Origin of the sequence: Paludibaculum fermentans (assembly GCF_015277775.1) — a bacterium.
Lineage (GTDB): Bacteria > Acidobacteriota > Terriglobia > Bryobacterales > Bryobacteraceae > Paludibaculum > Paludibaculum fermentans.
The window spans coordinates 1882261-1904312 of sequence record NZ_CP063849.1; the positions used below are offsets into that span (position 1 = coordinate 1882261).

20 protein-coding genes are annotated in these 22052 nt (G+C 63.3%); 3 read left to right on the forward strand and 17 right to left on the reverse strand.

All coding sequences use genetic code 11. The annotated features are described in order from the left end of the window. Positions 1-62 precede the first annotated feature (62 nt). The 3 genes from IRI77_RS07545 to IRI77_RS07555 all read right to left on the reverse strand — a co-directional run bounded on the left by IRI77_RS07545 (position 63) and on the right by IRI77_RS07555 (position 4041). Entirely contained in the window at positions 63-1388 is a 1326-nt protein-coding gene (locus IRI77_RS07545) for a TldD/PmbA family protein (RefSeq protein ID WP_194451457.1), read from the reverse strand. Positions 1389-1407: 19 nt separating this feature from the next. Continuing rightward, positions 1408-2979: a TldD/PmbA family protein gene (locus tag IRI77_RS07550; protein WP_194451458.1), complete on the reverse strand. Its 1572-nt coding sequence runs from the start codon at positions 2977-2979 to the stop codon at positions 1408-1410. Positions 2980-3330: 351 nt separating this feature from the next. Next, positions 3331-4041: a 3-keto-disaccharide hydrolase gene (locus IRI77_RS07555; protein WP_194451459.1), complete on the reverse strand. Its 711-nt coding sequence runs from the start codon at positions 4039-4041 to the stop codon at positions 3331-3333. 171 nt (positions 4042-4212) lie between these two features. Between IRI77_RS07555 and IRI77_RS07560 the strand changes: the two genes are divergently transcribed. Further along, positions 4213-4578 (forward strand): hypothetical protein, encoded by a 366-nt coding sequence (locus tag IRI77_RS07560; RefSeq protein ID WP_194451460.1) that lies wholly within the window; start codon positions 4213-4215, stop codon positions 4576-4578. Here the strand turns inward: IRI77_RS07560 and IRI77_RS07565 are convergent. The 9 genes from IRI77_RS07565 to fusA all read right to left on the reverse strand — a co-directional run bounded on the left by IRI77_RS07565 (position 4575) and on the right by fusA (position 17211). After that, positions 4575-5576 (reverse strand): DUF3592 domain-containing protein, encoded by a 1002-nt coding sequence (locus IRI77_RS07565; protein WP_194451461.1) that lies wholly within the window; start codon positions 5574-5576, stop codon positions 4575-4577. The genes IRI77_RS07560 and IRI77_RS07565 overlap by 4 nt on opposite strands. A gap of 27 nt (positions 5577-5603) precedes the next feature. Continuing rightward, entirely contained in the window at positions 5604-6920 is a 1317-nt protein-coding gene (locus IRI77_RS07570) for a hypothetical protein (protein ID WP_194451462.1), read from the reverse strand. A gap of 261 nt (positions 6921-7181) precedes the next feature. Further along, positions 7182-8909, reverse strand: a complete 1728-nt coding sequence (locus IRI77_RS07575) for a MutS-related protein (RefSeq protein ID WP_194451463.1) — start codon at positions 8907-8909, stop codon at positions 7182-7184. 82 nt (positions 8910-8991) lie between these two features. Beyond that, positions 8992-9651 (reverse strand): class I SAM-dependent methyltransferase, encoded by a 660-nt coding sequence (locus IRI77_RS07580; protein WP_194451464.1) that lies wholly within the window; start codon positions 9649-9651, stop codon positions 8992-8994. Further along, positions 9639-10820 carry a 6-phosphofructokinase gene (locus IRI77_RS07585; RefSeq protein ID WP_194451465.1) on the reverse strand — a complete coding sequence of 394 codons (1182 nt, stop codon included), beginning with the start codon at positions 10818-10820 and terminating at the stop codon, positions 9639-9641. Before IRI77_RS07585 ends, IRI77_RS07580 begins: the two co-directional genes overlap by 13 nt. A gap of 71 nt (positions 10821-10891) precedes the next feature. Continuing rightward, the gene (locus tag IRI77_RS07590; protein WP_194451467.1) at positions 10892-12256 is read right to left on the reverse strand and encodes a hypothetical protein; all 1365 of its coding nucleotides are present in this window, start codon (positions 12254-12256) and stop codon (positions 10892-10894) included. Positions 12257-12296: 40 nt separating this feature from the next. After that, positions 12297-13370: a tetratricopeptide repeat protein gene (locus IRI77_RS07595; RefSeq protein WP_194451468.1), complete on the reverse strand. Its 1074-nt coding sequence runs from the start codon at positions 13368-13370 to the stop codon at positions 12297-12299. After that, positions 13367-14968 carry a chloride channel protein gene (locus tag IRI77_RS07600; protein ID WP_194451469.1) on the reverse strand — a complete coding sequence of 534 codons (1602 nt, stop codon included), beginning with the start codon at positions 14966-14968 and terminating at the stop codon, positions 13367-13369. The genes IRI77_RS07595 and IRI77_RS07600 overlap by 4 nt, the downstream gene beginning before the upstream one ends. A 146-nt stretch (positions 14969-15114) precedes the next feature. After that, entirely contained in the window at positions 15115-17211 is a 2097-nt protein-coding gene (gene fusA, locus IRI77_RS07605) for an elongation factor G (protein ID WP_194451470.1), read from the reverse strand. A gap of 175 nt (positions 17212-17386) precedes the next feature. On the opposite strand from fusA, the gene IRI77_RS07610 reads away from it, so the two are divergent. Continuing rightward, complete coding sequence (locus IRI77_RS07610) at positions 17387-17878, forward strand: DinB family protein (protein ID WP_194451471.1); 492 nt, start codon at positions 17387-17389, stop codon at positions 17876-17878. Here the strand turns inward: IRI77_RS07610 and IRI77_RS07615 are convergent. From IRI77_RS07615 to modB, 5 genes are read right to left on the reverse strand one after another with little or no spacing between them, the layout of a single operon-like run. Further along, on the reverse strand, positions 17875-18606 hold the full coding sequence (locus IRI77_RS07615; protein WP_194451472.1) for a class I SAM-dependent methyltransferase: 732 nt from the start codon (positions 18604-18606) through the stop codon (positions 17875-17877). The genes IRI77_RS07610 and IRI77_RS07615 overlap by 4 nt on opposite strands. 2 nt (positions 18607-18608) lie before the next feature. After that, on the reverse strand, positions 18609-19163 hold the full coding sequence (locus IRI77_RS07620) for a thiamine phosphate synthase (protein WP_194451473.1): 555 nt from the start codon (positions 19161-19163) through the stop codon (positions 18609-18611). After that, on the reverse strand, positions 19123-19731 hold the full coding sequence (locus IRI77_RS07625) for an FmdE family protein (RefSeq protein ID WP_194451474.1): 609 nt from the start codon (positions 19729-19731) through the stop codon (positions 19123-19125). Before IRI77_RS07625 ends, IRI77_RS07620 begins: the two co-directional genes overlap by 41 nt. Further along, positions 19728-20795 carry an ABC transporter ATP-binding protein gene (locus tag IRI77_RS07630; protein ID WP_194451475.1) on the reverse strand — a complete coding sequence of 356 codons (1068 nt, stop codon included), beginning with the start codon at positions 20793-20795 and terminating at the stop codon, positions 19728-19730. Before IRI77_RS07630 ends, IRI77_RS07625 begins: the two co-directional genes overlap by 4 nt. Next, positions 20792-21469 carry a molybdate ABC transporter permease subunit gene (modB, locus tag IRI77_RS07635; RefSeq protein WP_194451476.1) on the reverse strand — a complete coding sequence of 226 codons (678 nt, stop codon included), beginning with the start codon at positions 21467-21469 and terminating at the stop codon, positions 20792-20794. The genes IRI77_RS07630 and modB overlap by 4 nt, the downstream gene beginning before the upstream one ends. Before the next feature lie 60 nt (positions 21470-21529). Between modB and IRI77_RS07640 the strand changes: the two genes are divergently transcribed. After that, entirely contained in the window at positions 21530-22051 is a 522-nt protein-coding gene (locus IRI77_RS07640; RefSeq protein ID WP_194451477.1) for a hypothetical protein, read from the forward strand. The last annotated feature ends 1 nt before the right edge of the window (position 22052 follow it).

Genomic DNA, 22052 nt, shown 5'->3' on the forward strand with positions numbered 1-22052 from the left:
AACGACAAACCGGGCCCGGACACTCACCAGTGTCCGGGCCCGGTTGTTTCGTTCGCGAGGATCTACACCGCGTCGCTGATGCTGGTGAACGGGAACTCCTTCACCACCAGGGGCGGAGCGATCATGCCCTGCCCTTCTCCGCCGCGCACCCGCACCGGCTTGCCCATCGCGATGGTGTTCTGCAGCAGCCGCACCGGGCTCTCGTTGAACCGGAAGTTCACCACCGGCGAGGTCACCTTGCCGTTCTCGATCAGGAACAGCCCGTCGCGCGTCAGCCCCGTAAACTGCACCGTCTTCGGATTCAAGTTACGGATGTACCAGAAGCGCGTCACCAGCAGCCCGCGCTCCACCGACGCAATCATCTCCGACAACGACTTGTCGCCGCCATCCAGCACCATCTGAAACGGGAACGGCGTCGGAGCCTTGCCCGCCTTCGCGGCCCAATAGCGGTCGTAGAAGAGGTTCTTCACGACACCCTTCTCGATCCAAGCCATGGGCGCCGCGGGCAACCCGCCTCCGCCCCAGGGTAGTCCGGAGTACAGGCTGTTGAAGGGATCGGAGTGCAATGTAATCGACTCCGGAAACAGCTTCTCGCCCACCAGCGTCCCGCCGCCGGGCTTGCTGAGGAAGCTGCGCCCCTCTTCGGCCGAGCGCGCCTGGAAATTGAAGCCCAGCAACTGGATCAGGTCGCCCACCGCGGTCGGCTCCAGCACGACGGTGTACTTGCCCGGATCCAGCCGCTTGGGATTCTTCCAGCGCACGCACTTGTCGATCGCCGTCTTGCCGATGGCCGCTCCGTCGATCTGATCAATGCGCACCGCGGGCTGGGAAGCCCAACCCGAACTGGAGCCATCCTGGGTTCGTATCGTGGTCGAGAGGCTCGCGTCCGTCTGCCGGCCGAAACCAAAATTGCCCTGCTTCGTGGCCGTGGCCACGGCGCTGGCTTCGCGTTCAAAGAACCCGGCCGCCACCAGACCCTGCGCCTTCGCGCCTTCGATGATCGCCCGCACATGCGGGATCATCACATCATTGCGCGCCTTGGCCGTCGACTCCGCAAAATTCTCATACGGCGCGTACTTCTGCGGCCCCAGCGGCGGCACGCGCTCCGGGTTCGGAGGCGAGATCAGCGCCAGGGCCTCGGTCCGCTTCACAGCCTCGCGAATCGAGTTGTCGTCGAACTCATCGATGGACGTATTGCCGGTCTGGCCATCCTTGGCCGACGAGATCGTCATCGATTGCTCGATCGTGTAGCCCGAGGTTGTAATGCCGTTCAGCGCAAACCGAATCGACGCGCTCTCTGAGCTGTTGAGATTGATATTGCACTCCGGAAACGTGGAGAACGACAAAGCCTTGTCGATGAGCTTCTTCGCTTGTTCCTTGGTCATCATGGTGCCTGTCTCCTCGCCCCTAATCGGTCACAATGACATTGATCTGCCGGAAGCGCGCCGGCGAGCAGCCGTGGCTGACTGAATTGATCTGGCCCGGCTCGCCCTTGCCGTCGTTGGCCGCGCCCCACTGCTGCCAGTAACTGGGGCCGGCGATCAGGTCGCACGCCTGCCAGAAGTCCGTCGTGCGCGACTGGTAGGCCACCTGCGACACCATGCCCTGCTTCTTGCCTCCCTTGATCGCCCAGAACGCGTCGCCGCCGAACTGGAAGTTGTAGCGCTGCTGGTCAATCGAGAAACTGCCGTCGCCGTCAATCAGGATGCCGTCTTCCACGCCGCTGATGAGGTCGTCCAGCGAAGTGCCCTGCTTGCCCGGCTCCAGCCAGACATTGGGCATGCGCTGGAACGGCACGCTCGACCAGCTATCGGCATAGCAGCAGCCCCGCGACTCCTTCTCGCCGATCAGCGACGCCTGGTCGCGAATCGTCTGGTAGTGCTTGAAGATGCCCTTCTCGATGATGGGGAACTTCGTAGTCTTCACGCCATCGTCGTCGTAAGCCGTGGTCGCCAGCCCGCGGTCGTTCGTGCGGTCGCCCCACACATTGACGATCTCGCTGCCCACTCGCTCCTTGCCCAGCTTGTCCGGAGTCAGGAAGCTCGTCCCGGCATAGTTCGCCTCGTAGCCCAACGCGCGATCCAGTTCGGTCGAATGACCCAGGCTCTCGTGAATCGTCAGCCACAGGTGGCTCGGCAGCAGCACCAGATCCTTCTTGCCCGCCGTCACGGCCGGAGCGTTCAGGTGCTCGATCACCTCTTCCCTGACGCGCTGCGCGTTCTCGACGAGGTTCATGATCGGGATGTATTCATACCCGGCCGTGACCTGCGGCGGCTGGAAGCGGCGCGACCGCGAGATGCCGCGCTTCATATCCACGGCCGTCCCATTCACCTGCCCATACGTCTGCAGATTGAGCTGCTGGATCGATGAACCCTCGGATGAGGCGAAGTACTTATCCTCGCTGCGGAACGACAGGTTGCAGCCCGCCGCGAAGACGCCCTTGCCCTTCTTCACTTCCGCGGCAGCCGAGCGGATCAGCTCCAGCTTCTGCTCCAGCGGCACGGCGAACGGATCGCTCTCATGCGGAGTCTGCCAGCGATCGCGATACGCGCCCACCGGCGCCAGAACCAGCGGCCGCGACTGCAGCACTGCATTGGCCCGCGCCACGGTGATGGCTTCCCGCGTAATCCGAGCAATCTCGTCTTTCGTCACAAACGGCGAAGCGGCGAAGCCCCAGGCGCCATCGGCAATCACGCGGACGCCAAAGCCGAACGAACCCGTATCGGCGACGTTGGGTACTTCGAGAGTCTTGCCGGTGCCGCGCTCCGGATTCAGCCGCACATTCACAAACTGCCGCCGGTAGCGGATGATGCGAATGTCGCAATAGGTGGCCTTCTGCTTCTTGGCTTCGTTCAGCGCCACCGCGCCCAACGACTCGAGTTCCGCATTCGGTTTGTTGGAACCCGCCGGAGCGGCAAACAGGCGGGTCGCCAGAGCCGTGGCAGCGGAGGATTCCAAAAACGTACGCCTGGTGAGCATCGTGTGTCCCCTCGTGGATTCCAAGAGTATAACCCGTACACCCACCTCTGCGAGGGGCTGACCGTGCTAGCATTCAGCGCTCAGCGATCATCCCCTATCCACTGGCCACCGACTAATTCAAGAGCTGAAAGCTGTCAACCTGCAGTACCCCAGCGCTGCAGTACCCCAGCGCTAGCCATCCAGACGGGAATCCGTGTGCATCTGTGTGAATCTGTGGCCAATGAATGAGGGCCACAGATGGACACGGATCCACACGGATAGCTCAGCACCATCTGTCCTAAGTTACGCACACTGAAAGCTGATAGCCGAGAGCTGACCGCATCCAGCTGCTGGCTCCTAGCTCCTAGCCACCTACTGCAACAGCGGCGCCGTCTGGCTCGCGTCCGTCACACCCGGAGCCAGTTCCATGATCCGCAGATTCTTGAAGTGGATCTCCGCGCCTTCCGACTCCATGCAGAGATAGCCCTTCTTCTGCGTCGACTTTGCGATGCCGTTCACAAACGTGCCGTTCACCGCCAGCTTGATCACACCATCCACCGCCACCACCGTATAGTGATTCCACTGCCCGCGCGGCTTGCACAGGTTGAGAATCGACTTGCTGCGCTCGCCCCGCGGATTGTCGGGCAGCGTCTTCACACCGCCCACACCGAACAGCTCACCATGCACATACGCGATGGGCGGATCGAAGTCCGGCTTCTTGTTGATCTTCACCCAGTCGAGCTCCAACATCTGGATCTCCACGCCGTTCGGCAAGCGGTTGGAGCCCGGAGTCGCGTTGCTCCACGCGAAGATGCCCGAGTTCCCGCCAGGCTCGATGTGCATCCAATCCACTTCCAGGATGAAGTTCTCATACTGGCGGTCGCTGCGCATCACGCCGATGGGATGCCCGGTGCAGATCAGTTCGCCGTTTTCCACTCGCCAGGTGTCCTTTTCGGTATTCACATTCACCCAGCCGGTGAGATCCTTGCCAATCAGGTCGCGCCATTGCGGAGCGGCGGATTGAGCCGTCAGCCACGGCGCGGCGGCCACCAGCAGCAGCGATGCCGAGCGAAGAATGTTCATGAACTTCTGACCTCCGAAGATGAAATGCGGGATTCGTTCATCCAGCATACAATCCAGCGGCGGCCCGGCGTGCCGTTCTTTGCGTCCGCTCTTGACGCCATGCCGCAAATCCAGCAAATTAGAGCAGCGGCCCGCGTCTGGGCCCATCCCTGTCGAGAGAGGTGATCCCCCATGAAGCGGTTCCTGATGACATTGGCCCTATCCTCGCTCGCGGCCTTCGCCGCGGACGTCAGCGGCAATTGGAAAGCGACGGCCGAAGGCCCCAACGGAGCAATGGAGCGCACGTTCGCGTTCAAAGTCGACGGCGACAAACTCAGCGGCGAAACCGTCAGCTCGATGATGGGCAAATCCGTCATCGAAAACGGCAAGGTGGAAGGCGACCAGATCTCGTTCACCATCACCATCAAGTTCCAGGACAACGAGATGAAAATGAACTACAAGGGAAAGCTGTCCGGCGATACCTTGAAGCTCACAGCGGAACGCGCCGGGGGCGAGGCCGGACAGGCCATCGAGTGGAACGCCAAGCGCGGCTCCTAATACCTGGTCAGCGCCGGAATCCCCCAGAGAAACACGGCAAGCCCAAACAGCAGGAACGCGGCGCCCGCGCCCGGCAGGTAGTACGCTTCATTGTCGATGCCGGGCTCCAGCGCCGCCGTCTCCGGATCATCGGGCTTGTACGACACCTCGACATCCTTCCCCATCGGGTACTGCGCCGCGATCTCTGACGCCCACTCCTCACTCGACCCCGCCAGTTGCCCAAACCGCCTTACATTGTTGAACAACGTCTGCCCCTTCACCTGATACCGGTAGATGACGCGCGTGGAGTAGGTCGTGGTGGTCGTCGAATGCCCGTCGTCGTCATGATCTGTCGACGTGCTCGACCCCTCCTTGTGATACAGGATCCGCCCCGGCACAACAGGCCACTTCACGCTTTCCCTCGCGTTCCACAAAGACATCAACCCCGGAGTCAGCAGCGCCGCGCCGATGGCCATGAAGATCGCCGCGAAGATGCCGAGTCCAATGCCCAACATGCCGTTGCCGCGATCCATGCCGTAGTACAACACCACAAACATGATGGCCGGAATGATGAACGCCAACGCCCCGCCCGGCAGCAGCAGCGCCTCACTGTGGAAGCCCGGCCGCGCCGCCGCCACCCACGGTTGCTTCGGGTCATAGACCACCGTCGTCTCGTAGCCCAGCGGGAAGCGCAAACGCCGCAGTTCGGCCTCCGACGAATCGCCCGAGCCCAGCGTCTCGCCGAAGTGCAACGTATCGGTCGCGTACTCCTGTCCGCCCACTGAGTAGCGCAACTGGATGTGGGCGGCGTACATCAGGCTGCGGTCCCGCGACGACCGGCCGGTCGAGACGGACTCGCTCGTGCCGGAGGTCACCACCATGGCCGGCGCCTTAGGCCAGTGGCTGCTGGCAACGCTCCGCGACAGGTTTCGAATACCCGGCACCAGCATCGCGAGCCCGATGAGCGCGAACACTGAGGCTCCGCCGACTACCGCAAAGTCGAAGCCCTTGATTTGCATGACTGTCTACTATATGACAATCCGCGGCTACTTCCGGTAGACCCGGAAATGCGCGGCACGCTTCTGCGAAACCGAGTCCTGCTTCACCTCGATCACGGCTTCATACTCCCCTTCATTGAACGAAGCGTTGCCGATCCTCGCCAGATAGGGGAACTTGCCCTTCTGCTCACCCGCGAAGGCCGAACCGGAGCCCGATCGCGAGTCATCTCGCAACTTGTCTGTAAACGCCAGCGTGGTGATCCCGTTCGACTGACCCTTGCTCAAGATATCCAGCGTCAGCACGGGCTGCTTCCCATTCATGTCCGGGAAGAACGTGAAGAAGAGCTCCAGTTGGAACGGCTCATTGGCGGCAAACGCCGGACTCAACATCGGGGCCAGCCCCTCGCCCTCATAGCTGATGACCGAGTCCCCTTGCATCGCATCAACCGAGCGGTCAAACTTCCGGACGAACATCAGATCGCTCGCGCCCAGCCCGGGTAGGCTATTGGCGCCTTCCGCCTCGCCATTGACCACAGCGGACTTCTCGGCAATGAGATCCTCCACTTTGGCCTCCAGTGCGTATTTAGCGGCGGGCAGTTGGAGTTCCCGGACGTAGTACATCGCTCCGGCTTTACGCGGCTCCAATTTGGCGGCAGGTCCCTTGACGGAATAGTCTTTCGTGCCAGTCCACACGACGGTTCCGTTGGCGTCCTTGATATTCGCCGTCAGCCGCGCTTTGGCCTCGTAACTCCCGCCGCTCGACTTGAAGGCCAGGCTGCGCATCGGAACCTCCAGAATCAGCAGGCCCGTCATGGGGCCCAGCTTGGCACTGATCTTGGCAATCTGGATCGGAGCGGTCTTCACCAGCCGGGCGTAAACCTGCAGCTCATTCGAGGGTGCGTTCGAAGCCGCGGCCGTGGGTTTCGCCGCTACGGCAGCCGCTTCGACCTGCGCCGGCACAAGTGCGCCAAGGGCTTTGTCGAGATCTTCGAAGTTGCGCGCCCACTGCCCGCCGCTGCCCGTCGCCAACGCGTCCAACGCCTGTCCGCCTTCACCCGGAGCTTGTCCGCCGAGTTCCAGCACAAAAACGGCAATTGACTTCGATTTGCACTGCTCCAGGATCTGCTGCAGGCGCGCTTCCCCGTCGCGATTGAACTTCGGCGGGTCGAGAAAAGTTACCAACACCCGTGTGCCTTTGGCTCGGGCCAGGGAATAGGAAGCGACCTCCAACGCGTTTAGATAATCGTTCTGCGTCTCGGCCTGCGCTTCTTTCGCCGCCGCCAACAGGGTCTTTTCCAATTCCGGCGGCTTCATAAACTTCAGCAATTCCTGACCGTCGCGGCTGCCGGCGCGCCGTACTTCCACGGCATGTCCTGCTTGAGAAAGCCAGGTAGTCACCCGCTGCGCCGCGGCGGCAGCGGCCGTCTCAGCAGCCGTTCCACTCGATGGACCAAATAGCAGGGATACAGTCTGGGTTTGTGCCTGGAGCGACGCCGCAATTGGAATTGCGCCGAAAAGGAATAGAAACAGAGGCCGCCATTGCATACCCATAGCCAGGAAGTCCCTCTTGGCCGTCGAGTATTTCACATTTTCCGCCGCGCCGAAAGCCCGGCATCCGGCGATCCCTTATATCGGCACACCAGCCATCCGGGCAATGGCCAGCGCATTCGACTCTTTCGTCACGCCCGGCTTCACCAGGTAATCGAAATCCATCGGATCCGTACCATCGCGGCTGCCCATGTGGACGTTCCGCCCCAGCGTCTCGTCCGCCATCGCCGTCAATGCCAAGTCATGCGTCGACAGCGCACCAATCGCACCATACCCCGTGAGCGTCTTCACCACCGCCGCCGCCGCGATCCCGCGATCGTGCGAATTCGTCCCGCTGAAGATCTCATCGATCAGGAACAGCACCGGCTCGCCGGCCCGCGCATGCTCCAGCGTCAGCTTCAGCCGCTCCACTTCGGCCAGAAACTTCGACCTCCGGTTCAGCAGCGAATCGCCTACCGAGATCGAAGCACAGACCCGCAGGCCCGATAGCCGCAGCCGCCGCGCCCGCACCGGAGCCCCCGCCATCGCCAAGACACTGTTGATCCCCACCGTCCGCAGGAACGTACTCTTGCCCGCCATGTTCGAGCCGCTGACGACATAGAACGAACCCGGTCCCGGCAGCGCTACATCGTTGCGGACACAGATCTCCTCGGCCAGCAACGGATGCCCCAGCGCCTCGCCCTCGAACACCGGACCGCCGCTCACCAGCTCCGGGAACGGATCGCCAGGATGCTCATAGGCATAACCGGCCAGCGCGTTCAAAACCTCGAACTCCGCCCAGTCGTCGAGCCACGCCTTCATCGCGTCCTGGTGGCTCGCGCGCCAGCCCTCGATCGCCATCGTCATCTGCGTCGCATACAGCAGGAACATCGACGGCCCGTAGAACCAGTCCTTATTCCGCTCGTTCAGCCACAGGATCATCCGCTCAATCCAGCGGATCGACGAAGACGCATTGCCCTGCCGCAGGGTGTCCACAATCCGTCTCAGCTTGGCGCTCTGGAACTCCGACTTCTGCAGCAGCTCCAGCCCTTCCCGGAACACGCTGATCTCGACACCCACCGGCTGCAGCGCCTCCACCACGCGCCGCACATCCGGCTGATACGCCAGCCCCAGGCCGCAGTTCACCGGCACGCAGATCAGCACAATCAGGATGACCAGCGACCAGGGCAGCACCATCGCCAGGCCCAGCAGCGCTGAAATTACGCAGACCGCCGTCGACACCACCGCCACAACGCGCACCACCGCCGGAGCCTTCATCACCGGCATCGCAAACCAGCGGTCGAACGTCTCGCGATTCGACTCCTGTGCCTCAAAGCGGCCCAGCAGGCCAATCTGCTCGCGCAGTTCCGCCAGCGGCCGCAGCTCGCGCACGGCGTTCTGGCGTTCGACCGACTCCTCCAGGGAGACATGCTGAGTCAGGTACTCGGCCAGCCGCCGCCTTCCGATGGACGTGCGCGCCGTGGCCATCAGCTCAAACAGGCTGCCCTCTCCGAACAGATCGAGATCGCGTTGAAAGACGTGATCCGCGTTGTCGAACTCGGCGCCCGCATAGCCCTTGCCCGCCCATTCGCCAATCAGCCGCGACAATCCGGACGCCCGCCAGCCCAGCAGCCGCACCGCCTGCGACGCCTCGCCATGACCGCGTGTATAGCGCCTCACGAAGTACGCGACCACCGGCAGCGGCAGCAGCGGATACCAGGCCGGGAACGCCTTCTCTTTCCAGGCCGCCCAGCCCAGGCCCAGCATGAGCACGCACACCGCCAGCAGCGCGGTCAGCGCCGTACCCTGGCGGTCGCGCACCGTCATGAGTGCCCGTTCCGCATCCTCAAGTTTTTTCTGATACTCCGCAACAATCGGCGAACCGTCCATCGCACCCCTTCCGGCCAGCCTATTTGACGGCCAGCCATGCCAGGAACATGCCGTCCGGCTCGACGTCCTCCCAGTAGGAGACCGGTTTCGACTCGACGTGGCGGCAATGCCGCCGCAGCAGCTTTTTGAGCTCCTCGTCGTGGAACCACTTCTCCCACTGCGGGGTCTCCAGCCGCCCCCAGTGCGCGGCGTTCTTGTCGATGATCACCAGCTTCGCGCCCGGCTTCAAGACCCGGCACATCTCGCCCACGGCGCGCTCGATGTCCACCGCGTGCTCCAGGGACTCGGTGGCATACGCCGCGTCGAAACTACCGCTGCGAAACGGCAGGTCGAGCATCGAACCGGCTACGCGATCCAGATTCGCATCCGCGAACCGCAGCATCGCCACGGCCAAGTCCATCGCCGCGACTTCCGCCTCCGGATTCCGTTCTTTCAGGATCCGCGCAAACCGCCCCTTGCCGCAGCCGATGTCCAGCGCCCGGCCCGTCCCCAGGTCGCCGAAGTAGTCGACGATCAGCTTCACGTGGTAAATGCGCGGATCGATCGTGGACGGGAAATGCTCTTCATCCCCCGCCGACTCCTCAAACGAACGCCGGATCTCGTTAGCGAGATCCGGCGTCAGTTCACTTGGCTTCTTTTTCGAAAACAGCTTGTCGAAGAAGCCCATTAGGCGCGGCACAGGAAGATCGGCAGGCCCCGCTTGTTGGAGTAGTTCGGGCGGTACCGCTCGGTGTTGTACATCGAGCCCAGTTCCACCTTGCGCGGTCCCAGCTTCGGATCGGGGATCTCCACCATGTCGAAACAGCCGTTGACGATACCCGTCATCAGGCCGCTGTTGCCTTCGGCCAGGGCGTCCATCGCCATGTTGCCGTAGGTGCACGCCACCAGCTTGTCCGTGAAGTCCGGATCGCCCGAGCGCAGGTCGTAGGTCAGGTCGCTGACGATCGTCTCTTCCTTCGTCTTCGCCTTGATCTCCACCGCCAAGTCGTCACCGACATTGGCCTTCTTCTGGTGGCCATAGGCGTCGGCTTCACCAAAATGCTTCACCTGGTAGCCTTCCCACTCGGCGCCTTCCGACAGCAGCACCAGCGAGTAGTTGGAAGGATTGCTCTTCTTGTCCTGCACCAGCAGGTTGATGAGGTTGTCCAGGTCCACCTTGAACTCGGGGATGACGCAGCGGATGTTCGTCACATACGCGGTGTAGAGCGCCGTGTAGCCGGCATCGCGGCCGAAGATGCGGAAGATGCCGATGCGTTCATGCGAACCCACCGTCGTGCGCTGGCGCTGGATGGCGCTCTCGGCGCGCGTGATGGCCGTCGAAAAGCCGATGCAGTACTCGGTGTGCTGCACGTCGTTGTCCATCGTTTTCGGAATCGCGATGACCTTCACGCCTTCGTCATGCAGACGCCGCGCGTAGCTCAACGTGTCGTCGCCGCCGATGGCAATCACCGTGTCGGCGCCCAGCGCTTCCAGGTTCTTCAGAACCTGCGTCGTGACGTCGAAAACGGTGGAAACCTTGCCGCCCTTCTCAATGTCCTTCGTGGGGAAGGTCAGGCCCTTCAGATGCTCCGGCAACGACTTCATCTTCGCCGGATTCGTGCGCGAGGAGTGCAGGAACGTGCCGCCGGTGCGGTCGATGGTGCGGGTATTCAACGGGGTGAGCGGCAGGATGTAGCGCGACTTGCTGTCGGCATCGTCCAGGTTCAGGTGGGTGAGACCCTCCCAGCCGCGACGAACACCAACCACTTCATAGTCCATGCCGACGCCGCGGTAGGTTACTTGCTTAATAACGGCATTCAAACCGGGGACGTCGCCGCCGCCTGTAAGGATCACAATACGCTTGGGCATTCTCTCTCCTGGGTCTTAAAGATCTAAAAGAATGGGATGGATGAGTCCAATTTCAGTATAGCTGGTCTGCTTTAGGGTTTGCCGCTTGCTTTCACCAGCTCTTCCACGGCCTGCGCGATCACCGGAGCGGCCTCCGGACCCACCGAATTCACCTCGCCATACCAGCGTTTCCTGGCGCCAAAGGTGAACGGCGGCTTCTCGTCCCACTGTACCTTCGGGATGATGTAGCCTATCTCGTCGTTCGCCAACCCAAACAACATCTTATACGGAGCCGTCAGCATACTTTTGATCGGCCGCTCCACGGGAGCCTCCGGAAAGTCCGCCCCGGGGTCCTTCACCACGCCCCCCACGCTCAATTCCGGGTACATCTCGCCTGGAATCAACGCCACTTCCAACTGCGGAACGCCCTGACCACTCAAACGCAGATACCCCACCGGAGCCTTCGTATTCCCTCCGTCCATCGACTGCCGCCCCTTGAACAAACCCGCCTGCGCGGCCATCAGGAACCCCGCATTCGCCACAGGAATCTGTACTAACTTTTCCCGATAGGTAATCGTGTCCAGCGTCACCGCCCTCGCGTCGTGCAGCGCACTATGGACATGCTCGGCCACATACTCGCCCACCGCCTCGGCAAACCGGAACGTCTCGGCCGGAGCCGGCTTCTTCGTCTTCGGATCCACGATCTTCGCGCCCAATGGCGACTGCATCCCGCCCACCGCGCCGTTCACATAGACCACCAGCCCGCCCTCCAGGCTCTCCAGCCGTGCCGTCAAACCCGCGGGCCAGTCCGCCGTGATCAGCGTATTCTTGCTGCCCAGCGTCTCCGGATGGTTCGTCCAGTTCACCAGCGTCGCGATCCGTGCCCGCCGCATATCGTTCACCGCCAGGGCCAGGATCTGCGGATCGTGCACCACCGGCGGCCGGCTGTCGTCGAAATACCCGTCGACATCCTTCGGCGTCACCCCCGCCAGCGTGGCCGTGGCCGGCCGCAGCGTGGACAGGCACTCCTGGATCGCCTCCACCGCGCGCGCCACCAGCAGCGCGTTATACGCCTCATCGATCCCGCTGACACCCTGCTTCGGGCCCCACAGGCCCATCGTGTCGGGCCCCTCGTGGACGTGCGTCGCCGCCACAATCACCGTCGCCCGCGGCGCGCCCGCGCGGATCTTTTGAACATCCTCCCACAGCAGCCCGATCGAGTCCGCCGCGCAAATCACCAGCGGCTTCTCGCCGGTCGATAGCGCGACGCAACGAACCCAAAGGTCGTCGTGGACCCCCGTGGCCGCCCGCCCGGTCCCGAATCCGGCCATATACACAGGCCGGCCGCTCTTCAAATCGGGCGTGATACTGCGCTTGGCCGCACTGGCCATCAACTCGCCGCCCTGCGCCGAACAGGCGCACGCGCACAACAAGGCGGATGCCATCAGGGATCTCATCGAGGTTTACTCTATCGCACCCTGGCCGCCCGCCCAAGCGTTATTGGCCGATTTTATGGATCAACAACGGCAGCGGATCGCTCTCCGGCACCGGCGTCGTGCAGGTCTGCTGCCGGCTGCGCCACAACGATTGCGCGAAATCCAGCAGAACCTCGGCCGACTCATTGTCCGTGGAGCGCATCTGCCGCTCCTTCAACTCGACATCGTCCAGCGCCGGCTGCAGCTTCGCCGTAGCCCCTTTCAACTGGGCGCAGATCCGCAGGTCCGTCTTGGCCAGTTCCAGTACCTTCCTGCTCCGCTCAAACTTCTCCTTCGACGCCAGGCGCCGCGGAGTGGGGTCCAACTCGCTCAACTGGGACGCAAACTCCAGCCGCGCCTCAATCTGGGCATCCCCTGAGCGCAACCGCTGCGCCCTTCGCAGGCTCTCCAGGGCGGCGGAGAACTCGCCCAATGCCATATCCGCCTCAGCCAACCCCGACAGGGCCTCGACATCATCCGGATTCCGCCGCAGCAGCGACCGGTAACTGTCCGCCGCGCGCGCCGGCGCCCCGGCCACCACCAGCAAATGAGCGATCTGCCGCTCCCGCGCCGGGGCCACCTTCGCATCATTCTGAATCAACAGGACCTCGGCCAGCAGCTTCTGCGGTTCGCCGGCCTCGGCCAGGAACTCCGCCAGTTCCATCCTGACCTCGTCCGCAGGACCCGCGCCGGCCCACTTCCCATACACCGCGCGGTGGTAATAGGCTTCCGCTTCCCGGTCATTGCCCAGCTTCACCTGCAAGCGAGCCATCGCCAGATTGGCGTCGCCCGCGTTGGAATCCGCATTCAGCACCGGCCTCAGTTGGGCCTCGGAATCGGACAGGCGTCCGGCCGCCAGCAGCGCTCCGGCGAGCGCCAACTGATACCCACGATTGCCCCGTTGCAGCACATGCGCCCGCTCAATCAGCCGCACCGCACCCGCCGAGTCCCCACGGTTCAGCAACTGCGTGCCTTCCCGGTAGTGGGCCGCCGCCTCGCCGAGAATCTCGTTCCGCTCCAGCCGCGCCAGGAACTGGTCGACGACAATCAGCCCCAGCACGATCGCCAGGACGGACAGGATGAACCCGGGCTTCATCGCGGCCCCTCCTGCGCCACCCCAAACGCCTTGAGGATCGCCGGCAGCCGCACCACGCCCAGCAGTTGCGAGACATTCGCACGGCTCACCACGGGCAGCACGCCCAGGTGATGGTCGCCCATCTTCTCCAGGGCCAGGCTCAGCGGATGGTCTGGATGAACGAAGGGACGCTCTTCGTCCGCCGCCGCAGCCCCCGGTAGCGTCTGCCGGGCTGCCAGCAGTTCCTCAGCCGTCATGCTCGCCGCGTCTTCCAGGACATCCGCGACGCTCAGCCGCGCCATGTGCTCGCGCTCCTCCCCGGTCGGCAGCGATACCCCCTCCTGCTGCGCCAAAGCCTCATAGATGGGTTGCCGCTGCAGCCGGTACGACACGAAGAAACTGATCAGGTTCGAGATCATCAGCGGCACGATGATCGAGTAGTCCCTCGTCATCTCGAAGATCATGATCACCGAGGTCAGCGGAGTCCGCACAATCCCGGCAAACGCCGTACCCATGCCGATCAGCGCATATGCACCGGGATTCGCCGTTACCCCCGGCAGCAGCGCATGGGCCACGCTGCCCACCGTACCGCCTACCATCGCGCCGATGAACAGGCTCGGCCCGAAGATGCCGCCCGCGTTGCCCGACGAGTAACACACCGCCGTCGCCACAATCTTCAGCACCACCAGCAACGCGATGGTCCGCACCGCCATATCCCCGCCAAGTACACGCTCCACGTAGTCATACCCGACGCCGAGCACTTCCGGCAGAAACCAGCCCATCAGGCCCACCAGCAATCCGCCTACGGCCGGCTGCAGCCACACCGTCTTCGCCGGCAAGCCGCGGAACCAGATCCGCAAGCCCAGCAGCAGCTTCACGAAGGCCACCGAAGCCAGGCCGCCCACCACGCCCAGCACTGCGTAGACGACAAACTCGATCGGGCTCACCAACTGGTACGCCGGCACATGGAACAGCGGCTCGTCCCCCAGGATCATGTGCAGCACCATCCACGAGGTCGCCGAGCTGATCACGACCGACCCCAGCACCGGAGCGTGCAGGTCGCCCAGAATCTCTTCCAGCGAGAACAGCACCGCCGCAATGGGTGTATTGAAAGCCGCCGCCAGTGCGGCCGAGCAGCCCACCGGAATCAGCGCCTTCACGTCGTCGCCCTGCAGCCCGCAACGCCGCCCCAGCACGGAGGCGATGCCCGCCCCAATCTGCACCGAAGGCCCTTCGCGGCCCAGCGCAATGCCGCTCGCCAGCGACGTGGAGCAGCACAGAAACTTCCCCAGCACCGTCTTCAGTGAGATATAGCCGTCGTGGATGAAGATCGCGAATTTGGTCTGCGGAATGCCGCTGCCGCGCGCGCCGGGAAAGTACTTCGCCAGCAGCCAGCCCGTACTCAGCGCCCCCAGCACCGGCACCAGGACCCGCCGCCACGCCGCGCCGCCCGGAGGGTACATCCTCGCCGCCAGGCGTCCGGTGAGCAGGATAAACGCAACCACCACCAGCCCCACAACCGCGCCAATGACGAAACTCAGGATCAGGTGGGTCTGTGCGGACTTGCCCGGTTCACGGTCAGACCATCGCCGCATCCAGCGCCCAATGGATTGAAACATGCACTTAACAGGATAGGCACATTCCGCTGGCCTTGCCTGCCTGACACCCTTCGCTGAACGTTCCTCCATCACCCCGGGCGCCAAACAGAACGGGCCGGAAAGGCGCCCATGCCCGTCCGGCCCGTTCTTCCAACTTCGCTGCGGGACTATTCGTCTTCGTCCACTTCGCCAGTAGCCGAAGCCTTGTACGCCGCGATGATCTTATCGGCGTTCAAGGCCGGCACGTAGTCGTAGTGCGAAAACTCCATCGAGAACGAGGCCCGGCCCTGCGTCATCGACGTCAGGTCGTTCTGGTAGGTCAGCATTTCCGACATCGGCACCACGGCGCGGATGATCTGCGTCCCGCCCTTGGTGTCCATGCCGCTGATGCGGCCCCGCCGCCCGTTCATGTCGCTCATCAGGTCGCCGGCATACTCCACCGGACCGGCCACTTCCACCTTCATGATCGGCTCCAGCAGTGTCGGCTTGGCCGCCTCCATTGCCAGTTTGAAGGCCTTGCGGCCGGCGATCTTGAACGCCATTTCCGACGAGTCCACATCGTGGTACGACCCGTCATAGAGCGTCACCCGGAAATCTACCACCGGGAAGCCGGCCAGGTAGCCGCGCGCAGCCGCTTCCAGAATGCCCTTTTCAATCGCCGGGATGAACTGCCTGGGCACCGCGCCGCCAAAGATGTTGTTGACGTACTCGAAGCCGCCGCCGCGCTCCATCGGTTCCATCTTGATGCGGCAGTCGCCGAACTGGCCGTGGCCGCCCGTCTGCTTCTTGTGGCGTCCGTGCACATCCGCAAACCCGCGAATCGTCTCGCGGTACGGAATCTTCGGCTGCCGCAACTCCACTTCGACGTTGTAGCGCTTCTTCAGCCGGCTCACGATCACTTCGATGTGCTGCCCGCCGCTGCCGGCCAGCAGGAAGTCCTTCGTCTGCGGATCCCGGTAGAACCGCAGCCCCTGGTCTTCTTCCAGGATCTTCGCCACCGAGTTGCCCATGCGGTCTTCGTCGTTGCGCGATTTCGCAGCAATGGCATACGCGATCGACGGTTCCGGAATCTCCACCTTCGGATACTCCACCGAATCGCCCTTTTCACACAGCGTGTCGGCGGTCAGCACTTCCTTCAGCTTCGCCACCACGCCGATGTCACCCGCGTGCAGCTCGTTCACCGGCTGCAGCGTCTTGCCCATCGGCACGCTGATGTGCGCCAGCCGCTCCTGGCTCTTGCTCCGCATATCCACCAGGGTCATGTCGTTCTTCAACACACCCGTGCAGACCTTGAAGAAGCTCAACCGGCCCGAGAACGGATCAGCCACGGTCTTGAAGACATAGGCCGTCACGTGGTCCTTGTCCGTGATCGCCTTGAACTCCTCGTGGTCGCCCACCATCGCCTTCAACGACGGATGCTCCGTCGGATTCGGGCAGAACTCCTGCAGGAACTCCATCACCAGATCCGTGCCGATGTTGCGCAGCGCCGAACCGCACATCACCGGGAAGATCTTGTCTTCCTTCACCGCGTCGTGCAGACCGGCCATGATGTCTTCGACCGGCAGCGTGCCGTTCTCGAAGAACTTCTCCATCAGCTCGTCCTTGCCTTCCGCGATCATCTCGATCAGGGCATCGTGCGCGGCCTTCGCCTCATCGGCCATCGACGCCGGAATCGGGATCTCCTTGCCCTGGCCGTCGCCATCCGGCGTATACGTCCAGGCCTTCATCGAGATCACGTCCACAACGCCCGTGAAATCCCGCTCCTTGCCGATCGGCAGATAGATCGGGACGCAATACCGTCCGAAAATCTCCTGGATATTCGCCAGCGCCCGGTCAAAGTCGCTGCGTTCGCGATCCAGCTTGTTAATCAAAAAAGCTCGCGGCAGCGCATACTGCTCCGCGTACTCCCAGACCTTCTCCGTCATCACTTCGACGCCGGCGACGCCATCCACCAGGATCAGTGCGGCATCCGCGGCGGCCATCGAAATCTTCGTGTCGTACATGAAGAGGTTGAAGCCTGGCGTATCAAAAACGTTCAGCTTCTTCTTCTTCCATTCCACGACCGCGAGAGAGGTGGAAATCGTCAGCTTTCTGTTGATCTCCTCATCGTCAAAATCCGTGATCGTGTTGCCCTCGTCAACCCGAGTCAAGCGATTGGTCGCACCGGTGGCAAACAGCATGCCGGCCGCGAGCGACGTCTTTCCGCTATGCCCGTGACCGACGAGGGCCACGTTTCGGACTTCAGTGCTTTCGTATACCTTCACTTGGCACACTCCAAGAGTGGATTGGGCGCCGATTAACAGGACAGGCGTCCGTCTGAGCGGAATCGTATCACAATTGAAATAGAGGAATTGGGACCCGATGCTCCACTATGCCGCAAGGCCCGCCCCGCCGTGCTATCAAGGTGTTTTACCTTCATTCAAATAGGAGGCTGGACCCATGGTTTCCAAAGACACCCTGCTCGCCCACATCGACTACGCCGCCTGGGCCTCACGCCGCCTGGTCTCGGCCGTCGCCGAACTCTCCGATGACCAGCTCCAGCACGACTTCGGCACCTCCGACAAGAGCATTCTCGGCACCCTCGTCCATCTTTACCGCGCCGACAGGATCTGGCTCTCCCGCATGCACCAGGCCGCCGACAAGCTCGTCCTGGGCGACTCGGATTTCCAGCTCAGCGTCGTGCGCGAGCAGTGGCCGGAGGTCTACGATGGCTGGCGCCACTTCCTCGCCGGCCTCAGCGATGAACAGATCCTGGAATCAATCAGTTACCACGACCTGAAGGGCAACGCCTGGTCCACGCCCGTCTATCAGATCGTGCTGCACCTGGTGAACCACGGCACCCACCACCGCGGCCAGGTCTCCGGCTTCCTGCGCACCCTGGGCCAGAAGCCGCCGGTCCTCGACCTCATCGCCTACTACCGCAGCCTTTAAGCTGCTCGCAGCCAGTACAGCCGGCACTCGTAAACTATCCGCACCAGTCCATCCATTTGGTGCCGGTCGTAGATCGCCCGCAACCGGTCCACAAACGCGTCATCCCCCACAGGCACATACGACGCCGACAGCAGCCGCCCCTTCAACCCGGCCCAATCCAGTACCTGTTCGTTCGGCGCCGTCCAGCGCTCCACCGGCGTGGGCGCAAACACTGCCGCGACATTCACCGTCTCTTCCTTATCGGCCGAGAACCGTGCCGCATACTCCGTGCTGCTCTCCACCAGCAACCGCTCCAGCTCCACCAGAAACGGGCTGGCGTTCCGCAGCCGGATGTTCCAGACGATCGCGATCAGCCCGCCCGGCTTCACGATCCGCAGAAACTCCGTCCGCGCCGCCGGCAGGTCCACCCAGTGGAACGCCTGCGCGCACACCACCAGATCCGCGCTGGCCTCGGGCAAGCCCGTCGCCTCGCCCCTGCCTTCCCGCACATCGAAGCCCTGCTGCAACGCCGCCGCGCGCATCGCCGCATTCGGCTCAATCCCGATCACAGAGTACCCATTCCGGACGAACAATTCCGTGGAGATACCCGTCCCACAAGCCACATCCACCACCTGCGCGCCAGGAGCCAGTCCCTCGCTCTCCAACTTCCGCACCAGCGCGTCCGGATAGCCCGGCCGGTACTTCACATAGTTGTCGACTCTGTTGGAAAACCGCTCTGTAGGTTGCATAGTTATCGGAATAGCGTGATGCCCGCCACGCCCGCGGCGCCCGCCTCGACACACGACCCGGCGTTCTCCCACGTGATCCCACCCAGCGCGTACACCGGAAGCTCCACTGACCCGGCCGCCCGCCGCAGCCCCTCCAGCCCCCAGCACGGCCGGTCGTCCTGCTTCGACAACGGCCGGAACACCGGGCCAAACACGGCGAAATCCGCCCCGCCCGCTTCCGCCGCCTGCAATTCATCCAAATCGTGACAGGATACGCCGATCAGGAATCCAGCCGGAGTAATGGGCCGCCACGCCGACGGAGCCATCGACCCGCCCGGCAGATGCGCTCCGTGCGCTCCGCAGGCCAGGGCCACGTCCACTCGCGAGTTCACCAACACCCGGGCGTTCCGGCAGACCGAGACCACTCGGGTCACCAGTTCGCACAGCGCCCGCGCCTCCAGGTCTTTCTCCCGCACCTGGATCATCTCGACCCCCGCCGCATCGCTTCGCGCAATCGAAGCCAGCAGGGCGTCGAGACTACCGGCGCTCTTCCGGTCCGTGATCTGATAGCGGTTCATAGTAGCGCTGCCCCGCGCAGCTCCGGCACAAGGTGCGCCCGTCCACCACGACCTCCCGTTGGAAGCTGATGCCCTCGCCGCACTCGCAGCACGAAACCCGCGGTCCCTTGAAGCCCGGCAGATCCTCGGGTCCGACGCGGACCTTCACCCACTGCACGTCGAACAGCTCGGCCTCGCTCAGCTCGCGGTAGGCCTTCATCTGCTGTTTGTTCTTCTCGAGGATCTCCGGATAGAGCTCGGCCGCCCGCTGTTTGCTCGATTCTTTCGCCGCCACACGCACCGCGCGTCCGGTCTCCAGATCGCAGAACGTGGCCGCCATCTTGCCGAAATCCAGGAACTTCAGCGCGCGCTTGCCCAGCCGGCAGCCAGTCACTACGGTGATGGCGTCCGTGGCGCAGCGGTCGATCTCGACAAACGTCACCAGCCGCTTGCGTTGCGTGCCTGTCGGATCGTCGATCCCCAACAGCGCCAGTCCGTGCACCGCCATGCGCAAACCCAGGATCTGGCCCGCGCACAAATGGCCATGGGCGACAGTAGCCAGTTCTTCGTATTCCGGTAAGGTCTTCATGATTTGAGCTGGCGCAGCGCACTGGGCGGAAACTCTACCACCCATTCCCCATTATGCGACTCGCCATCGAACGAACGTTCGGGCATCTCGGCCACGATGCCGCCCGCGAACTCCAGCCGCACCGTCTGCGTCCGCCTGCTCTGCCGCAGCAGCTTCATCACCACGCCGGCTCCGCCGAACGGTTTCACCCGCAGCATCTCCGCCCGCACGCCTAAGCGCAGATGCGAGCCCAGCAGATGCCCTGGAAAGTAAGGACCCGCGATCTCGAACCCCGGACCGCACCGCAACCGGCTGCTCTTGGCCGCCGGATCCATGGCCACAATCTCGGCGTCGAACACGTTGAACCGGCCCAGCAGCCCCGCCACCTCTTCGGTAGCCGGATGGTCCAGAATCGCCGACGGCGCCCCCGCCTGCACCACTCGCCCGCCCCGGAAGACGAACATCTCGTCACCCAACTGGAGCGCTTCGTCCAGATCGTGCGTCACCAGCAGCATCGGAATCCGGAACGACCGGCGCACTTCCTCCAGCACCGCATAGAACTCTTCCCGCAGCACGAAGTCCAGCCCGCTGGAAGGCTCATCCAGCAACAGGAGCCGAGGCTGCGACAACAGCGCCCGGGCGATCGCGCCGCGCTGCCTCTGCCCGCCCGACAACGCGGCCGGCCGGCTGCCCGCCACTTCCGTCAGGCGGAACCGTTCCAGCATCTCGCCCACCTGCCGCCGCCGCTCCAACCGGTCCAGCCGCTCCGCCGCAAAGGCGAGATTCTCCCGCAGCGTCATGTGCGGAAACAAAGCCGAATTCTGGATCACGTACCCGCAGCGCCGCCGCTGCGGACTCAAAGATAGTCCAGCCGCCGCGTCAAACAGCAGCACATCATCGACCAGGATCCGCCCCTCATCCGGCTTCGCGAACCCGGCGATCGAATCCAAGGTGAGCGACTTCCCCGCCCCGCTGGGTCCAAATAGAACCGCCAGCCCGGCCTGCGTCTTCACGTGGACGTCCAGCGTAAACGGAGCCGTCTCCGCCGAGCCCGCAAACTCCTTCCGAACCCGTGCGTCGATCAATGCGCCGCCTTCCCCACCGACACCCGGCCCAGCCGGTTTGCCAGCGTCAGGCTCACCAGTGCCACCGCGGAGATCACCAGCACCAGCACCCGCGCCACATCGCCGCGCCCGCCTTCCACCGCATCATAAATGGCCACCGAGATCGTCTGGGTCCGGCCCGGGATATTGCCCGCCACCATCATCGTGATGCCGAAGTCGCCCAGCGACCGTGCAAACGCCAGCGCGGTCGCAGCCAGGATCTGATTCCAGGCCAGAGGCAGCGACACCCGCCAAAAGACCATCCATTCGGTAGCGCCCAACGACCGCGCGGCCTTCCCATACCGCCGCGGCACGCTCTCCAGTGCGGCTGTAGAGAATTTAATGAGTAGCGGAGCCGAATGCAGCAGCGCCGCCACCACCGCCGCCTGCCAGGTGAACACCAGCGACTGCCCGAAGACCCATTCGTACAACCGGCCCAGCGGACTCTGCCGCCCCAGCACGATCAGCAGGTAGTAGCCCAGCACCGTGGGCGGCAGCACCAGCGGCAGCGTGACGATGGCGTCGAGGATGTCCTTCCCACGGTAATTCTTCGTGGTTTGCAGCCAACCCAGCCACAATCCAGCCAGGAGGGCGACAATCGTGGACAGCGCGGCAACGCGCAAACTGAGCCACAGAGGAAACCAGTCGATCGCCATGCGGGATTTTCTATTATAGGACTCCAGCGCCCCCTGTCAGTCGTTGTACATTGTTGAGGAGTGATTCGCGCGACAAAGAAGGATCTGGCCCGGTCAAGGGTCCTCCGGGACTCCCTTGGAGCGCTCGGCTACCCCGGCTTCGTAAACCTGTTCACCGAAATGGAAGCAGAATACGAACACGACCCCGCCATCGTCCTGATCGCCGCGCTTTCCTGTGAGAATCTCGACGATCGAGTGGTCGAGGCGCTGCCCTGGCTCATCCTCCGTTACAACGATCTCGATTGGGACTGGATCAAAAAGGAAGCCCGCCAGCGCCAGGCGCAGAACCGTTTAGGCTTCATCGTCAGCCTGGCCCTGCGAGTCGGAGCGTCGACGTATGGCAACACGGAAAAGCTCCTGAAGCTCTCGGCCATCGAAGAGGACCTCTTTGAATATCGCCTGGACAAAGAGGACACCCTCTGCCGCAAGCTCCCGCAAGGCGAACGCCAGTGGATCCGCGAAGCCCGCTCCACCGAAGCCCGCCAGTGGAACCTGCTCACGGACCTGAGAGCACAGGACCTCAGCTATAACGGCGACATTTAGC

Excerpts from the sequence above, each read along its gene's own strand:
- IRI77_RS07575 (WP_194451463.1), bottom strand. The coding sequence starts at position 8,909 with ATGACGGTGCGCGACCGCCAGGGTACGGCGCTGACCGCGCTGCTGGCG.
- IRI77_RS07610 (WP_194451471.1), top strand. The coding sequence starts at position 17,387 with ATGGTTTCCAAAGACACCCTGCTCGCCCACATCGACTACGCCGCCTGG.
- IRI77_RS07545 (WP_194451457.1), bottom strand. The coding sequence starts at position 1,388 with ATGATGACCAAGGAACAAGCGAAGAAGCTCATCGACAAGGCTTTGTCG.
- modB (WP_194451476.1), bottom strand. The coding sequence starts at position 21,469 with ATGGCGATCGACTGGTTTCCTCTGTGGCTCAGTTTGCGCGTTGCCGCG.
- IRI77_RS07555 (WP_194451459.1), bottom strand. The coding sequence starts at position 4,041 with ATGAACATTCTTCGCTCGGCATCGCTGCTGCTGGTGGCCGCCGCGCCG.
- IRI77_RS07590 (WP_194451467.1), bottom strand. The coding sequence starts at position 12,256 with ATGAGATCCCTGATGGCATCCGCCTTGTTGTGCGCGTGCGCCTGTTCG.
- IRI77_RS07625 (WP_194451474.1), bottom strand. The coding sequence starts at position 19,731 with ATGAAGACCTTACCGGAATACGAAGAACTGGCTACTGTCGCCCATGGC.
- IRI77_RS07620 (WP_194451473.1), bottom strand. The coding sequence starts at position 19,163 with ATGAACCGCTATCAGATCACGGACCGGAAGAGCGCCGGTAGTCTCGAC.
- IRI77_RS07595 (WP_194451468.1), bottom strand. The coding sequence starts at position 13,370 with ATGAAGCCCGGGTTCATCCTGTCCGTCCTGGCGATCGTGCTGGGGCTG.
- IRI77_RS07565 (WP_194451461.1), bottom strand. The coding sequence starts at position 5,576 with ATGCAAATCAAGGGCTTCGACTTTGCGGTAGTCGGCGGAGCCTCAGTG.
- IRI77_RS07615 (WP_194451472.1), bottom strand. The coding sequence starts at position 18,606 with ATGCAACCTACAGAGCGGTTTTCCAACAGAGTCGACAACTATGTGAAG.
- IRI77_RS07600 (WP_194451469.1), bottom strand. The coding sequence starts at position 14,968 with ATGTTTCAATCCATTGGGCGCTGGATGCGGCGATGGTCTGACCGTGAA.
- IRI77_RS07550 (WP_194451458.1), bottom strand. The coding sequence starts at position 2,979 with ATGCTCACCAGGCGTACGTTTTTGGAATCCTCCGCTGCCACGGCTCTG.
- IRI77_RS07560 (WP_194451460.1), top strand. The coding sequence starts at position 4,213 with ATGAAGCGGTTCCTGATGACATTGGCCCTATCCTCGCTCGCGGCCTTC.
- IRI77_RS07585 (WP_194451465.1), bottom strand. The coding sequence starts at position 10,820 with ATGCCCAAGCGTATTGTGATCCTTACAGGCGGCGGCGACGTCCCCGGT.